Raw genomic sequence first — 14965 nt, forward strand, 5'->3', positions numbered from 1 at the left:
GCGGCCGCGGAGGAGGGGTCGGGAAGGGCTGAAGATGACGGCGACATCGAGAGGATGGGTCGCGCTCCAGCCCGACGAGGCTGAAGGAGCCCCCCATGACCCTCCCAACCACCATCCGCAAGATCTATCAGGGCGTCGCCGACCGGCGCCAGCTCTTCCGCATGTTCGATCGTCACGCCCAGCGCCCGAACCGCTGGCAGGACGACGCCGGCCCGCTCTATGCGGGCGAGTGGTTCGAAATTGCTCAGCGCGAGAATGACTACATGCTCGATATCCTGCCGCCGCTCTGGATGCGCAGTGACATGTTCGCCATGCGCGAATTCATGGTGGGCTCGATCACCAGCATCTTCTTCACGCTCTTGATCGACGGCCGCATCCGGCATTTCCACGGTTATTGCGACCTGTCGGAGAAGGGCTCGCCCGAGCGCATGCGCGATGCGATCGTCGAGCGCGAGTCACGGCCTGTCCGTGCGATGACACGGGAAGAGCGGCTCGAGCATATCTGGAGCGCCACACACGACGATTATCGCGGCTATGCCGAGAACCGCTGGGCTGAGGATCTGCGCGGCGAGCGCGCCGTGCTGGTCTATGGAGGCCGCAACGGACCGACGCTGAAGCTTCTCGAGCATCTCACCGACGCGGAGATCTCCGCCAAGCTGCCGGTGCATCTGCGCTACCTCGCCGATGCGATCGCGGCCTGACGGGAGGCGGCGATGTTCACCTTTTCCGTCACCGATGTCCGCGCCGTCATCACGCGTGGACGGATCGACGCCTTCACCAACGGCGGCTTCCGCAATCCCCATTACGGCCTCGCCCCCGGCAAGGACGAGAAGCCCGGACTCTGGCTGGTCGGCGATGAGGGCGTCTACATCCTGTCGAACGGCTTGCTCGCTGAGGGACAGCGTCCCCTCGTCGTTTATGCCGAGGAATGCGATCCGAAGACCAACCCTGACTACTGGCACTACAAGCGCCAGCATTTCGGCGGCGATGACGGCATCGATTTTCTCGACGCTGTCGAGCTCGTGAAGCTGATCACGGCCTTTCCCGAAGCCACGCATCTGTCGATCGAGATGACCGACACGAGCATGTCGCTCAGCCTGATCCGCCGCTGAGCCGGCGGGCCGACCCAACCCGTTCCTCCCGACATTCCCGCGATCATCGCTCTCGCCGGCCAGCATCCGGCGGGCCGATGTCGCGCGCCTTCAACGCAAGGAGATGTTTCCGATGGCGCATGACGATCCCTTCACCCTCGACCTCTTCGGCAACTCGGCCCTGTCCTCGGGGCTTGGCCTCGGCATCACGGCGTTTGCGGCCGGGTCCAACGATAATCCGGACCATGACGATCCTCCGCCATCGACGCCGGCGCCGGCGATGCCCGCGCCTGGGACGGAACGGCGCGCCGGCGCGCCACCGCGTCGCCGCGGGGAGGACTTCCACCTGGCTGGCGACCGAGGCCTGGCCAGAGGCTGGAAGCAGCGCGCCCGCGACAGCATCGCGGCGATCCGGCTTGCCGCTGAGATCGAGAGCAAGGCACGTCCGGCCACGCCGGAGGAGCAGGGGCGGCTGATCCGCTTCACCGGCTTCGGCGCATCGGACCTCGCCAATGGCGTGTTCCGCCGGCCCGGCGAGACCGGTTTCCCGCCGGGCTGGGAAGAAATCGGCACCGCGCTACAGGACACCGTCGACGATGCGGATTATGCCTCGCTCGCCCGCTGCACCCAGTACGCCCATTTCACGCCCGAGTTCATCGTGCGGGCGATCTGGGCTGGATTGCTACGCTTCGGCTGGCGCGGCGGGCGCGTGCTCGAGCCGGGCATCGGCACGGGGCTCTTCCCGGCGTTGATGCCGGAAGATCTGCGCGAGATCTCGCACGTTACCGGCGTCGAGCTCGATCCCGTCTCGGCGCGGATCGCGAGGCTGCTCCGGCCGCGCGCCCGGATCATCGCCGGCGACTTCGCGCGCACCGATCTGCCGGCGCGGTTCGACCTCGCAATCGGCAATCCTCCCTTCTCCGATCGAACCGTCCGTTCGGACCGTGCTTTCCGGTCTCTCGGCTTGCGGATGCACGACTACTTCATCGTGAAATCCCTTCGGCTCCTGAAGCCGGGCGGCCTCGCCGCCTTCGTCACGTCGCACGGCACGATGGACAAGGCGGATGGCTCGGCACGCGAATTGATCGCGAAGCAGGCTGATCTCGTCGCAGCAATCCGTTTGCCGGAAGGCAGCTTCCGCGCCGATGCCGGCACCGACGTCGTGGTCGACATCTTGTTCTTCCGGCGGCGCAAGGACGGCGAGCCGGAGGGCGATCTGGCTTGGCTCGACCTGGAGGATGTGCGCCTGGCAACCGAGGACGAGGGCGCCATTCGCGTCAATCGCTGGTTCGCGCGCCATCCCGGCCTTGTGCTCGGGGCGCACGCGATGACCTCCGGCCCGTTCGGCGAGACATACACCTGCCTTCCCAACGACGGCGAGAACCTCGCGGCCGCCTTGACCGACGCGATCACCCTCCTTCCGGACGCGATCTATGACGGCGAGCCGGAGGCGATCGACCCTGATGGCGAGGACGAGGCCGTGCCGGCGAAGTCGGAGAGCTCCGCGAGCCTCACGGTGCGCGAGGGCAGCTATCTCGTCGATAACCGGCATGGCGTGATGCAGATCCTGGACGGGGACCCGGTCGCTGTCCCGGTGCGGAAGGGCCGCAGCGCCGACGGCGTTCCGGAAAAACATGTCCGGATCATCCAGAAGCTGATCCCGATCCGCGATGCGGTCCGGGAAGTACTGAAAGCGCAGGAGTTCGATCGGCCGTGGAAGGACGCGCAGGTCCGCTTACGTATCGCCTGGTCGAATTTCGTTCGCACCTTCGGCCCTATCAACAGCACGGTCGTCTCGACGACCGAAGACCCGGAAACCGGCGAGGTGCGCGAGACTCATCGCCGCCCGAACCTCCAACCCTTCTTCGACGATCCGGACTGCTGGCTGGTCGCGTCGATCGAGGACTACGACCTCGAATCCGACACGGCGAGGCCGGGTCCGATCTTCACCGAGCGGGTGATCGCCCCGCCGGCGCCGCCCGTCATCACGAGCGCCACTGACGCGCTCGCCGTCGTGCTCAACGAGCGCGGCCATGTCGATCCCGACCACATCGCAGAGCTGCTGCACGCGCAAGTGGACGACGTCATCGCCGAGCTCGGCAGCGCGATCTTCCGCGATCCGGCTGACGGCTCCTGGCAGACGGCCGACGCCTATCTCTCCGGCGCGGTCCGCTCGAAGCTGGCGGCGGCTGAAGCAGCCGCGGCCCTCGACCCTGCCTATGAGCGCAATGTGGCGGCCCTGCGGGAGGTGCAACCCGCCGATCTCCGCCCCTCCAACATCACCGCGCGCCTCGGAGCGCCCTGGATTCCCGCCGCCGACATCGTCGGCTTCGTCAAGGAGACGATGGGTGCCGAGATCAGGATCCACCACATGCCGGAACTGGCCTCGTGGACGGTCGAGGCGCGCCAGCTCGGCTGGATGGCGGCAGGCACGTCGGAATGGGGCACGAGTCGTCGCCATGCCGGCGAGCTGCTGGGGGATGCTCTGAACAGCCGGGTGCCCCAGATCTTCGACACGATCAGGGAGGGCGACAGCGAGCGCCGTGTTCTGAACGTTGTCGACACCGAGGCGGCCAAGGAGAAGCTGCAGAAGATCAAGACCGCCTTCCAGACCTGGATTTGGTCCGACCCGGATCGGACCGACCGGCTGGCGCGGGTCTACAACGACCGCTTCAACAACATCGTTCCCCGGGCCTTCGACGGCGCGCACTTGAAGCTGCCGGGCGCCTCTGGCGCCTTCGTCCTCTTCGGGCATCAGAAGCGCGGCATCTGGCGCGTCATCGCCTCGGGCGCGACCTATCTCGCCCATGCCGTCGGCTCCGGCAAGACGATGACGATGGCGGCTGCCATCATGGAGCAGCGCCGGCTCGGCCTGATCGCCAAGGCGATGCTGGTTGTTCCTGGCCATTGCCTGGCGCAGGCGGCGCGCGAGTTCCTGGCGCTCTACCCAAACGCCCGCATCCTCGTCGCCGACGAGACCAATTTCACCAAGGACAAGCGCGCCAGATTCCTGTCGCGCGCCGCGACCGCGACCTGGGACGCGATCATCATCACCCATTCCGCGTTCCGCTTCATCGGTGTGGCCTCCGCCTTCGAGCAACAGATGATCCAGGACGAGCTCGAGCTCTATGAGCAGCTCCTGACCAGGGTCGAGAGCGACGACCGCGTCTCGCGCAAGCGCCTCGAGCGGCTGAAGGAGGGACTGAAGGAGCGCCTCGAGGCGCTTGCGACCCGCAAGGACGATCTCCTGACGATCTCCGAAATCGGCGTCGACCAGATCATCGTCGACGAGGCGCAGGAGTTCCGCAAGCTCTCCTTCGCCACCAACATGTCGACGCTGAAGGGCGTCGATCCGTCAGGCTCGCAGCGCGCCTGGGACCTCTATGTGAAGTCCCGCTTCGTCGAGACGAAGAATCCGGGCCGCGCGCTGGTGTTGGCGTCCGGCACGCCGATCACCAACACGCTCGGCGAGATGTTCTCGGTGCAGCGCTACCTTGGTTATGAGGCCCTGTCTCAGCGCGGGCTGCACGAGTTCGACGCCTGGGCTTCGACCTTCGGTGACGTCTCGACCGAGCTCGAGCTCCAGCCATCGGGCAAGTACAAGCCGGTCACCCGCTTCGCCACCTTCGTGAATGTGCCGGAACTGATCGCCATGTTCCGGTCCTTCGCCGACGTGGTGACCCCCGAGGATTTGCGCCAGCACGTCAAGGTTCCGGCCGTCTCGACCGGTCGGCGCCAGATCCTGACGGCCAAGCCGACAGCGGCGTTCAAGCTGTACCAGCTCCAGCTTGGCGAGCGCATCAAGGGGATCGAGATGCGCGACCGGCCACCCGAGCCAGGCGACGACATCCTGCTCTCGGTCATCACCGATGGCCGCCATGCGGCGATCGACCTGCGCCTCGTGGATCCGGACAACGACAACGAGCAGGGCAACAAGCTCAACGACCTGATCTCGAACGCCTTCCGCATCTGGCGGGAGACGGCCGGCAAGAGCTATGTCCGGCCCGACGGAAAGCCGTTCGAGCTGCCCGGTGCCGCGCAGATGATCTTCTCCGACCTCGGCACGATCAGCGTCGAGAAGAGCCGGGGCTTCTCTGCCTATCGCTGGATTCGCGACGAGTTGGTCCGGCTCGGCGTGCCGGCCTCCGAGATCGCCTTCATGCAGGACATCAGGAAGTCGGAGGCGAAGCAGCGGCTGTTCGGCGATGTCCGCGCCGGCAAGGTCCGCTTCCTGATCGGGAGCTCGGATACGATGGGCACGGGCGTCAATGCCCAGCTCCGCCTGAAGGCGCTCCACCACCTCGATGTTCCCTGGCTGCCGTCACAAATCGAGCAGCGCGAGGGCCGCATCGTGCGTCAGGGCAACCAGCACGACGAGGTCGATATCTTCGCCTACGCGACCGAAGGCAGCCTCGACGCGACGATGTGGCAGAACAACGAGAGGAAGGCCCGCTTCATTGCGGCAGCACTCTCGGGCGACACATCGATCCGGCGGCTGGAGGACCTCGGCGAGGGCCAGGCGAACCAGTTCGCGATGGCGAAGGCGATCGCGTCGGGCGATCAGCGCCTGATGCAGAAGGCTGGGTTAGAGGCCGACATCGCACGGCTGGAGCGCCTGCGCGCTGCCCATATCGATGACCAGCATGCCGTTCGCCGGCAGATCCGCGATGCCGAACGCGAGATCGAGCTGTCGACCCGGCGCGTCAGTGAAATCGGCCGGGACATCGCGCGGGTCGTGCCGATCGCCGGCGATGCCTTCGCGATGAGCGTGACCGGCAAATCCTATACTGAACGCAAGGAGGCCGGCCGCGCGCTCATGAAGGAAATCCTGACCCTCGTGCAGCTCCGGCAGGAAGGCGAGGTCGTCATCGCCTCGATCGGCGGCTTCGATCTCGAATATTCAGGCGAGCGGTTCGGGCGTGACGGCTATCGCTATAGCACCGTGATGATGCGCACCGGCGCCGACTGCGAGGTCGAGCTGCCGGTCACGGTGACGCCGCTCGGCGCTGCCGCACGCCTCGAGCGTGCGCTCGGGGACTTCGAGGGCGAGCGGGAGCGCTATCGCCAGCGCCTGGCCGATGCCCGGCGCCGCCTTGCCTCCTATCAGTCGCGTGATGGCGGGGAATTCGCGTTCGCCGGCGAGCTGGCCGAGAAGCGCAGGCAGCTCGCGGAGGTCGAGGCAGCGATGGCAGCGGACGTCCGGAACGATGTCGCTGCATAGTCGCGTGCGTCGCGGCCCGTCCGCTGGCTCGCTACTTGTCGGCCTCGTACAGCGACGGATCGACGAGGTTGATCCGCTCCTTCGGTTTAAAACCAAAGACCTTCTCGAATTTTTCCGGGCCGAGCATGCGGGCGGCCTCGTCGAGAAGATGCTGATTCCGAGAATTCAGCATCGTGGCCGGCGGAGCGGTGAAGCCGGGAATGCGTTGAGCAACGAAGCTGCGCACTTCCCCTCGCAGGGCGAGCAATCGGTTCAACAGCTCGGGCTCATCGGCGAGCACCGACTTGGCATGGGTCTCGAAGTCGTCCGGTGGTGGTGTCTGATCGGGCAAAGTCGGCCCTCCGGCAGTCCAATGCATCGCGACGCTCGGTCCTGATTTCGACGAGGCGCTGCAACTCGCTATCTTAGCTGCCCACGCTGCAGTCTGCAGGCCATATGTCCCATACAGGAACGTGCTCGCCACGTAGCCCCGGGCGCTCCGTACCGTTAGCGGCGACGTTGCCCCGACACCGGTTGCATACAGCACTTGGTTGGCGAGTTGATGGCAGACGCCGTCGACACCGTAGGTGAATATCGTACCGCGCGCGGCAGGAACGGTCCGAGAATCCGCATTGGGTGCGACCAGACAGGTCGCAAAAGGCAGGTTACCTTTCTGCGATCCCAAAAAGCCGGTCGGATTGCCGGGGATCCCGCCGATCGGATGGTAGCTTCCCCAGCAAAACCAATAGGATTGTTTGGCGGCGATGACATCGGCGACGGTCGGATAGTTGGTTTTTCGGTTGTCGAAAGCTGTGACCCATGTGTGGTCGACCGGTGACCCGTTCATGAATGCCGGCACCGCCCAGGCAAAGAGTGATGTGTTCACGGCCACGACCCTACCCCCTCCTGTTCCGGCACCACGATTTTTCGGGCCAAGGCGAAACTCTCCCATTGTGACCTACCGGAAGCAAGCTCCGGAAGTAGGGAGAAAGAAGAACGAGGGAATGAACTTCGTTCGCCGATCGGCCCGCCCGGCAGCGCTGACGCTCAACCGCGGTCTGTCGCGATCCCGGCCCGTTGTCCTTCGCAGGGCTTTCAAGCCCCGCTCGTCCGACCGGGCAGGGACGCTCGGCCGCAGTTGTGCCTGCCTGGCCGCTCCGCGGGCCGGGGGGTGTCTTCGGGAAGAAGACGGAAAAGGACTGGCGAGCGCCTGAGTCCGCAATCCCAAATGGAGCAGTCCCATGCATCTCATGAAGGTCGATCCGCGCGCGCTGAAGGAGAACCCCGATCGTTCGCGCCAGACAAAATCCACGCCGCAGGCCGATGCCCTGCTGCTGGCGACGATCAAGGCCGTCGGTATCGTCCAGCCGCCGGTCGTCGCGCCGCAAACCGATGGCGGCAACGGCTTCATCATCGATCGCGGCCACCGTCGCGTGAAGCAGGCGATTGCCGCCGGCCTCGAGGAGATCGAGGTCCTCGTCGACGAGGCGGCGAACGATAATGGCGCGATGCGCTCCATGGTGGAGAATATCGCGCGCGAGCAGCTCAATCCGGTCGACCAGTGGCGCGCTATCGAGCGCCTCATCGCGCTCGGCTGGACCGAGGAGGCGATCGCCGTCGCGCTTGCGCTGCCGGTACGCCAGATCAAGAAGCTCAGGCTGCTGGCGAACGTCCTGCCCGCCATGCTCGACCACATGGCGAAGGGCGACATGCCGAGCGAGCAGCAGTTGCGCACCATCGCGGCGGCCGACTTCGAGGAGCAGAAGGAGGTCTGGAAGGTCCAGAAGCCGAAGAAGGGCGATCCCCAGGTCTCGTGGTTTGCCGTCGCCAATGGGCTGTCGAAGAAGCGCATGCATGCGCGCGACGCCAGCTTCGGCGAGGATCTCGCGCAGGCCTACGGTATCCAGTGGGGCGAGGACCTGTTCGCGCCAGCGGACGAAGACTCGCGCTACACCACCAATGTCGAGGGCTTCCTGGGAGCTCAGCAGGAATGGATGACCAGTAACCTCCCCAAGCGCGGCATCATCGCCGACGTGAACAGTTGGGGCCAGGTCGTGCTACCGCCCAAGGCCGAACGCGTCCACGGCAAGCCCGGCAAGACCGACGGCACGGCCATGTACCTCGACCGCGAGGGCAAGGTGCAGACGGTTCATTTCCGTCTGCCGGAGCCGAAGAAGGCCAAGGGCGCCGACGACGCGGAGGGTGGCGACGACGCGATCGTGATGGCCAAGCCGCGACCAGATGTGACGCGCAAGGGCGTCGAGATGATCGGCGATCTGCGAACCGATGCCCTGCACGAGGCGCTTGCCCGAGCGCCGATCGAGGACGACACGCTGATGGCGCTGCTGGTGTTCGCGCTCGCCGGTCGAAACATCTCGGTCCAGTCTGGCGCGTCCGATGACGTCTATGGGTTCGCCCGGATGGAGCGGCATGCCGTTGGCCTCGTCGGCGAGGACGGCAAGCTCACCTTCGACATGGACACGCTGCGGGTCGCAGCGCGCTCGGCCCTGATCGACGTCCTCTCGGCCCGCGAAAACCGGACCAACAGCGGCATCGTCGCGCGCCTCGCCGGCGACACGATCGGCGCGGACGGTTTTCTGCCGACCATGGGCACGGAGGAATTCCTGTCGTGCCTGTCGCGTCAGGCGCTGGAGCGCTCCTGCAAGGACACGCCCGTGCTTCCGCGTGCTCGGGTGAAGGACACGCGCGCCGCGCTTGTCGAGCATTTCAGGGAGGCGCGCTTCGTTCATCTCACCGCGCTGTTTGCGCCGACTGCAGCCGAGGTCGCGACCTGGCGCTCCAAGAGCGCCGTCGTCGCTGACGAGGACGCGGACATGACCACCGGCGATGCCGAGGACGGGTCCGGCGATGCGGCCGCGCTCGACGACGTCGATCTCGACGCCATCGACGAGGCTTACCGAGTCGCGGCGGAATAGCCCCGACCTCCTCACTCACTTCTGATCGACATCCCGCCGCCGGCCTCGTGCCGGCGGCGGTTTCGTTTCCACACTAGCGCAATCACGGAGGACGAACATGTCCGCGCACGCAATCTACGATCATGCACCTATCGGCTCGATCATAGCCTGGTCCGACAGCACGCCGCGGCCGCCGGAGCGCTTCACCAAGAAACTCGCAGCCTGGCTGACCAACAACGGCAAGGGACGCCTGATCCGGAAGCAGCCCAGCAGGAGCATGGGCAATCTCAGCCTGTCCGCCAGCTTCACCCTGCATGAGGCCGATTTAGGCGCCGGCGGCGTCGTCGCGATCCGGGTCCATCGCACCTTCTCGCTGGACTCGACCCTCCACTTCAGCGTGGTCGAGCGCCCGGTGATCGGGTCGGTGGGTGTCTTCGATCGGCACGGCGAGGATGCCGAGCTTGTCCATCTCGCGACACATCTCGCGGCGGCGGAGGAATGGCTCTCTCGTTATGGCTATCCGCGCGCCGTGCTCCAGGAGGTCACGGCCGACGAGGTCGGGACCGCTGTTGTCGAGGGGAGGGCGGCATGAGAAGCGCTTTGGCTTGCTACCCCGCGACCGGTGCGGTTCCCGAAGCGCCGGAGGTCGAGTTCGGGCGATCGACTGAAGGTTTCCCGGTCGCCCGCGTCGGCGACAGTGCTTTGGCCATGCTGCCGGCGCGCGACGGGCGTCATTATCTCGCGACGGGCTGGAAGATCGTGGGGCCACTCGCGGAATGGCGTCGATCCGAATTTTACGGCCATTCCGGCGAACTGGCGGATGAGGCGGCGTTCCGGGCGAAGGTTCTGGAGCTCGCGGAGCATCAGCACGAGAAAGGGGCGCTTGGTCGCAAGGACATCTACACCAGGGTGCAGACCCCATGGGGCATTTCCCAGGGCGGCACCGTCTATGCCGAGGGCGTCGAATCGTATTCGACGGCAGGTCATGGCGGCTTCAAGCTCTCGGCTGAGCGCAACCGCAAGGTTCATCGCCTGCTGCGCTCGGCGGGCGGATGGTACGAGGAGGATCGCGCCTGGGCGATCGTCGCCATCACCTTCCCGGACCTCTTCACCGGCTTCGAGCGGCGCTGCGCCGAGCGCTCGGTCAAGGAGAGCTGGCCAGATGCGTGGGAGACGATCTCCGGGACCATTCTTCGACCGGGTGAATCCCATGAGAAGGACCGGCGGGCTTTTCACGAGGCGCATGCCGGCGACTGGATCGTGGTCTCGGCGATCAATTGCGCTCAGAGAACGGGCCTCGTCGAATGTGTCGCCACGCCAGGCGGGCGGCGCAACGCTGGGACCGAGGAGCGCCGCTTTCTCGTTCCAGCGGACGAGTACGCGGTCGGCCGGTTCGGCTTTGTCATCGATCCATCCCGTCATGCTGTCTACGCCGGGCCTTCCAGCTTCATCGGTTGGCAGCGAGGAACGTCGTCGTGACGGCCCTGGCTGAGGCTGTCGCGCAATTTTCTCGCATGGAGGAGGCGCGCCGGCAGATCCAGCGCCAGCTCGAGCTGATCGACCGGCAGATCACGCGCCGCGCGACCGCGCTGGTCCCGCGGACGCGGCAGAGGCGGCAAGCTGATCGGCGAGGCGACGCGCCCGGCGGATGCTTGGTTCTGGAGCGCTATCGCTCGACGCTTGCTGCACTGACGGCCGAACGTCAGCCGGAGATCGACGCGCTCTCTCGCAAGCTCGCGCGGCAGGACCGGGCCATCGCCGCCCATTGCGAGCGTCATCGGATACCGTCTTCGCGCGCGGCCTGACCGGTAGACGCGGTCTGGCGATTTGCTGGATCGTCAGGCCTAAAGCGGTCGGCGGTACGCAGCGGCCAGCTCCAATCGATCCCTTTCGGTCGCGTCGCGGCCGCGAGACGGGCTGGCCCTCGTCCTCTCGGGTTTGCTGCGGTCTGAACCGTCGGCCAGGCGCTTCAAGGCCGCGTGCCGCGCCGCGTGGCGGCCGGCCTTCGCCGATCTCGCAGACGAAGCTCGCGTCCGTCGCCAGGGCTGAGCCCTGCTTGGCCGCAAGCCCCGTCTGCTCGCCTGGCAAAGGCCGGACCCTGAAGCGCCAGGGCCTTCGACGGTTCGGATCGACCGCACCCGAGGGGACGACGGCCAAGCGCCGATCCGGCTCCGAGGGCGCAACCGAAGAAAGGAACACCTCATGGCCAAGACCGCACAATCGCCCCGACAGACCGCCCGCGTCATTCCGCTCCGCAAGGGCACGACCATCGAAATGGTCCGGCTCGCCTGTCCCGATACGCAGCAGGCAATCCTCATCTCCGAGAGCTTCGGGCTCCCCGTCCTCGACGGCGACGGTATTCGCGATCTGCACGAGCGTCTGATCGTGGAAACGGCGGCCAGCCTGCACGAAGGGCTCGGCGAGCGGGCGATGCAGATTCACCTGCAGCGCATCGTCGGCGCCTATGTCGGCTCGGCCCATGGCGCCGGGCAGTTCTACTCCCGCGCGGTCACCGAGGCGCGCGACGCCACGGCCAAATCGGCCTGCGACGCTCGCGACGAGGATGTCGATGGCCCGGTCGGCTTCGACGGTCCAGCCCAGCGCAAGCGAGAATTCGCCGCCGACATGGCGCTACAATCCCACGCGCTGCTGATGGCGGCCGAGGGTGCTGTCACCGCCTACGAGCAGGTCATCGGGGAACGTTGGAAGCCCTTCGAGCGAGCCGGCGAGACGACCGTGGCTTCCGTCGATCGCAAGGCGGCCGCGGTCCAGATGGCGGCGTTCGGCTGAGCTTTGGCGAGCGGGGCGCCAGCTCCGCTCGCCATCCAACACAGCCCAGCGTCGGACCCGGCGAAGCGGGAACAGGGAGGTTGGTTGCACTCCCTTGGTCGCGACCCGTCCCGGTCGACGGTCTTAGCCGGGACGGCATCGGCTGCAACGGCTCTGCCGTCTTCCACTTCGTTCCAGCCCGCCGGGTGCAGTCGTCGCCTGAACTCCCGGCTTCTCGACCGCCGTGACGGGGTCGCGATCGGCGCGACCTCCACGATGGAGGTTGGACCATGAGCAGGTCAGAAGGGAAGCCGCGCGCGGACATCTATGCGCGGATCACCGATAGGATCATCGCGGAACTCGAAAAGGGCGTGCGTCCCTGGATGCAGCCGTGGCGTTCTGGCAGTGGCAGCGGAAGCGTGACACGACCGCTGCGGCATAATGGCTTGCCCTATAGCGGGATGAACGTGCTCTTGCTCTGGTCTGAAGCCGCAGCGCGCGGCTTTTCTTCCCCGGTCTGGATGACGTTCAAGCAGGCGATCGAACTGGGCGGTGCGGTCCGCAAGGGCGAGACCGGCTCGATGGTCGTCTTCGCCAGCCGCTTCAAGAAAACCGAAACCGATGCCGCCGGCGACGCGGTCGATCGTGAGATCCCGTTCCTGAAATCCTACACCGTCTTCAACGCCGAGCAGATCGATGGCCTACCCGACCACCATTGCGGACAAGCTCAAATGCCGCGCGATCCGATCGAGCGGATCGATCATGCAGATCGCTTTTTCGCCCAGACCGGTGCAGTCATCCGACATGGCGGCGACCGCGCGTATTATTCCCCGACGACCGATCACATCCAGATGCCGCCCTTTGCGACGTTTCGCGATGGGAGTTCCTATGTCGCGACCCTCAGCCATGAGGCGACCCATTGGACGGCCGCAGTGCATCGCGTGAACCGTGATCTCAGCCGCTACGGCAAGGACCGGAGCGAAAGGGCGCGCGAGGAGCTGATCGCGGAACTCGGAAGCTGCTTCCTCTGCGCCGATCTCGGCATCGCGCCGGAGCTGGAGCCGCGTTCAGATCACGCGAGCTATCTCGCCTCCTGGCTCGAGGTTTTGTCGAACGACAAGCGCTTCATCTTTGCGGCTGCCGCGCATGCGCAGCGGGCAGTGGCCTTTCTTCATGATCTTCAGCCGCAGAACGGCTCGATCGCAGAGGCCGCGTGAGATCAGGGTCGGATATCATCGACGGAGATGGCGATCTGCCATCTCCGATCCACCTCCCGCGTTCGCCATGCGCGAACGAAATAAGTTGTCGAGTGGACTAGACTAGCGTAGTCTATTTTTGACATTTGGAGAGTGGTCATGTCTGAACATGTGTCGATCTGGAGCGTCCCCGACGCCAAGGCCAAACTGTCCGAGCTTTTGCGGCGCGCGCGCAAGGGCGAGAGCCAGGTTATCGGCACGCAAGATCCTTGCGTCGTTCTTTCGATGGCGGAGTTCAACGAGTTGCGGCGCAAGGCTGGTGAGGTCCATCTCGGGCACTGGCTGGTCGAAAACACGCCGCGCGGCCTGGATTTCGAGGTTCCGGAGCGGTCGAGCGGTCGTCGCAACCTGTTCGAAGCGGATTGAATCGTGGCCTATCTCATCGACACGAATGTCGTTTCGGAACTGACGAAACGAGCGCCATCGCTATCGGTAGTCGACTTTCTCAGGCAGAGTTCCGATCTGTTCATCAGCGTGATCGTGTTCCACGAACTTGAATATGGCATCCACGGCACAGCCGATGCCGAACGGCGAGCGAAGCTTCAGGCCTATGCGCTCTCGCTGCGCCAGCAGTTTGCTGGACGGATCATCGATGTCGATCTTCAGCTCGCGGAGACGGCCGGACGGCTTCGCGCCTTCGAGAGATCGACCGGACGCATTCTCGCCGAGCTCGATGCCCTGATCGCTGCGACGGCCATGGTGAGGGGCTACGTCCTGGTCACGCGCAACATCAAGGATTTCGAGACGCTGAGCATTCCGTTGCTGAACCCGTGGGACAGCGTGGAATAGCGCAGTGCCGAGCGACGCTCAGCCGATAGTCGCCGGGTCGAGAGCCAAGGAGCCGACGCGGTCATTCGACAAGATGAGGACTGACGATCCAGCCCTTCACTGTCGTTCGGGCGAGATCCGTCTCTGTTATGTTCTAGGTCGATCATGCGCGAGCCTCGTTGGGGGTTCGGCGAATTGCGCGAGCGCCCATCGTGCGCCCGTTTCCATGGACCTGCGCCCACTGCGTCCTCGATGGGCATGTCTGACCGGAGGCCGTCGTCGCTGGCGCGCCGTCTCGCTCTCACACCTGCAACAGCCCTCGCGCCTTTCTTCCCCTGCCGGAACCCACCCCACGCGACACGTCGCGCGGGGACCCCGGGCCGCCGTCATTCCTCGCGAAGCAAGAAAGCCGCTCCCGGCCGTCCTCCACTGCGTTTCGGCCCCTTCAGGATGCAGGTCGATCGCCTCCGGTCCTTCGACTGCCATCGAGGCTGCGATGGGCGCGGTCCGAGCAAACAGAAGGACACAAAGCAATGGCGATCATCGGCAGCTTCACCTCGAACGGCGACGGCTTCAACGGCACGATCAAGACCCTCAACCTCAACGTCAAAGCCAAGATGGTTCGCCCGGAGCGAGCATCCGAGAAGGGCCCGGCCTTCCGCATCCTCGCCGGCAATGTGGAATTCGGCGCGGCCTGGCAGAAGACCTCGACTGAGGGGCGCGACTATCTCTCGGTCAAGCTCGACGATCCGAGCTTTCCGGCCGCCATCTACGCGACGCTGATCGAGGTCGAAGGCACGGACGGTCTGCAGCTCATCTGGTCCAGGCCGACGCGCGACTGAGGCCAGCCCAAGATGGCCCCGCCGCGAGGCGGGGCCAATCCTTTCGGCCCCGGCAGCGCCGGCGCAACCATCCTGCCCGTTCCCCTCATTCAGTTTGTGTGGTTCAAACCACAGCGACCCGAGG

At 65.6% G+C, this 14965-nt stretch carries 13 protein-coding genes; 12 read left to right on the forward strand and 1 reads right to left on the reverse strand.

All coding sequences use genetic code 11. The features are described 5' to 3' along the window. Positions 1-95: 95 nt before the first annotated feature. The 3 genes from Q8S38_RS22430 to Q8S38_RS22440 all read left to right on the forward strand — a co-directional run bounded on the left by Q8S38_RS22430 (position 96) and on the right by Q8S38_RS22440 (position 6312). The gene (locus Q8S38_RS22430) at positions 96-701 is read left to right on the forward strand and encodes a DUF1419 domain-containing protein (RefSeq protein WP_305682562.1); all 606 of its coding nucleotides are present in this window, start codon (positions 96-98) and stop codon (positions 699-701) included. A 12-nt stretch (positions 702-713) separates the two neighbouring features. Next, positions 714-1112 (forward strand): DUF3085 domain-containing protein, encoded by a 399-nt coding sequence (locus Q8S38_RS22435; RefSeq protein WP_305682563.1) that lies wholly within the window; start codon positions 714-716, stop codon positions 1110-1112. A 112-nt stretch (positions 1113-1224) separates the two neighbouring features. Further along, entirely contained in the window at positions 1225-6312 is a 5088-nt protein-coding gene (locus Q8S38_RS22440) for an N-6 DNA methylase (protein WP_305682564.1), read from the forward strand. Positions 6313-6343: 31 nt separating this feature from the next. Here Q8S38_RS22440 and Q8S38_RS22445 read toward each other — a convergent pair whose 3' ends face one another. Then, entirely contained in the window at positions 6344-7183 is an 840-nt protein-coding gene (locus Q8S38_RS22445) for a hypothetical protein (RefSeq protein WP_305682565.1), read from the reverse strand. A 349-nt stretch (positions 7184-7532) separates the two neighbouring features. Here Q8S38_RS22445 and Q8S38_RS22450 point away from each other — a divergent pair, with 349 nt between their 5' ends. The 9 genes from Q8S38_RS22450 (at position 7533) to Q8S38_RS22490 (ending at position 14841) form a co-directional block, all read left to right on the forward strand. After that, a complete protein-coding gene (locus Q8S38_RS22450) occupies positions 7533-9227 on the forward strand; it encodes a ParB/RepB/Spo0J family partition protein (RefSeq protein WP_305682566.1) in 1695 nt (564 codons plus the stop codon). A gap of 97 nt (positions 9228-9324) precedes the next feature. Next, on the forward strand, positions 9325-9798 hold the full coding sequence (locus tag Q8S38_RS22455; RefSeq protein ID WP_305682567.1) for a hypothetical protein: 474 nt from the start codon (positions 9325-9327) through the stop codon (positions 9796-9798). Beyond that, a complete protein-coding gene (locus tag Q8S38_RS22460) occupies positions 9795-10685 on the forward strand; it encodes a DUF7007 domain-containing protein (RefSeq protein ID WP_305682576.1) in 891 nt (296 codons plus the stop codon). The genes Q8S38_RS22455 and Q8S38_RS22460 overlap by 4 nt, the downstream gene beginning before the upstream one ends. After that, entirely contained in the window at positions 10682-11011 is a 330-nt protein-coding gene (locus tag Q8S38_RS22465; RefSeq protein WP_305682568.1) for a hypothetical protein, read from the forward strand. The genes Q8S38_RS22460 and Q8S38_RS22465 overlap by 4 nt, the downstream gene beginning before the upstream one ends. 397 nt (positions 11012-11408) lie before the next feature. After that, positions 11409-11996: a hypothetical protein gene (locus Q8S38_RS22470; RefSeq protein WP_305682569.1), complete on the forward strand. Its 588-nt coding sequence runs from the start codon at positions 11409-11411 to the stop codon at positions 11994-11996. A 269-nt stretch (positions 11997-12265) separates the two neighbouring features. Further along, on the forward strand, positions 12266-13192 hold the full coding sequence (locus Q8S38_RS22475) for an ArdC family protein (protein WP_305682570.1): 927 nt from the start codon (positions 12266-12268) through the stop codon (positions 13190-13192). Between the two features lie 138 nt (positions 13193-13330). Next, on the forward strand, positions 13331-13597 hold the full coding sequence (locus Q8S38_RS22480) for a type II toxin-antitoxin system prevent-host-death family antitoxin (RefSeq protein WP_305682571.1): 267 nt from the start codon (positions 13331-13333) through the stop codon (positions 13595-13597). A 3-nt stretch (positions 13598-13600) separates the two neighbouring features. Then, positions 13601-14020: a type II toxin-antitoxin system VapC family toxin gene (locus tag Q8S38_RS22485; protein WP_305682572.1), complete on the forward strand. Its 420-nt coding sequence runs from the start codon at positions 13601-13603 to the stop codon at positions 14018-14020. Between the two features lie 512 nt (positions 14021-14532). Continuing rightward, the gene (locus tag Q8S38_RS22490; protein ID WP_305682573.1) at positions 14533-14841 is read left to right on the forward strand and encodes a DUF736 domain-containing protein; all 309 of its coding nucleotides are present in this window, start codon (positions 14533-14535) and stop codon (positions 14839-14841) included. Positions 14842-14965 lie beyond the last annotated feature (124 nt).

This window comes from Allobosea sp. (genome assembly GCF_030695125.1).
In the GTDB taxonomy this organism is placed as follows: domain Bacteria; phylum Pseudomonadota; class Alphaproteobacteria; order Rhizobiales; family Beijerinckiaceae; genus Allobosea.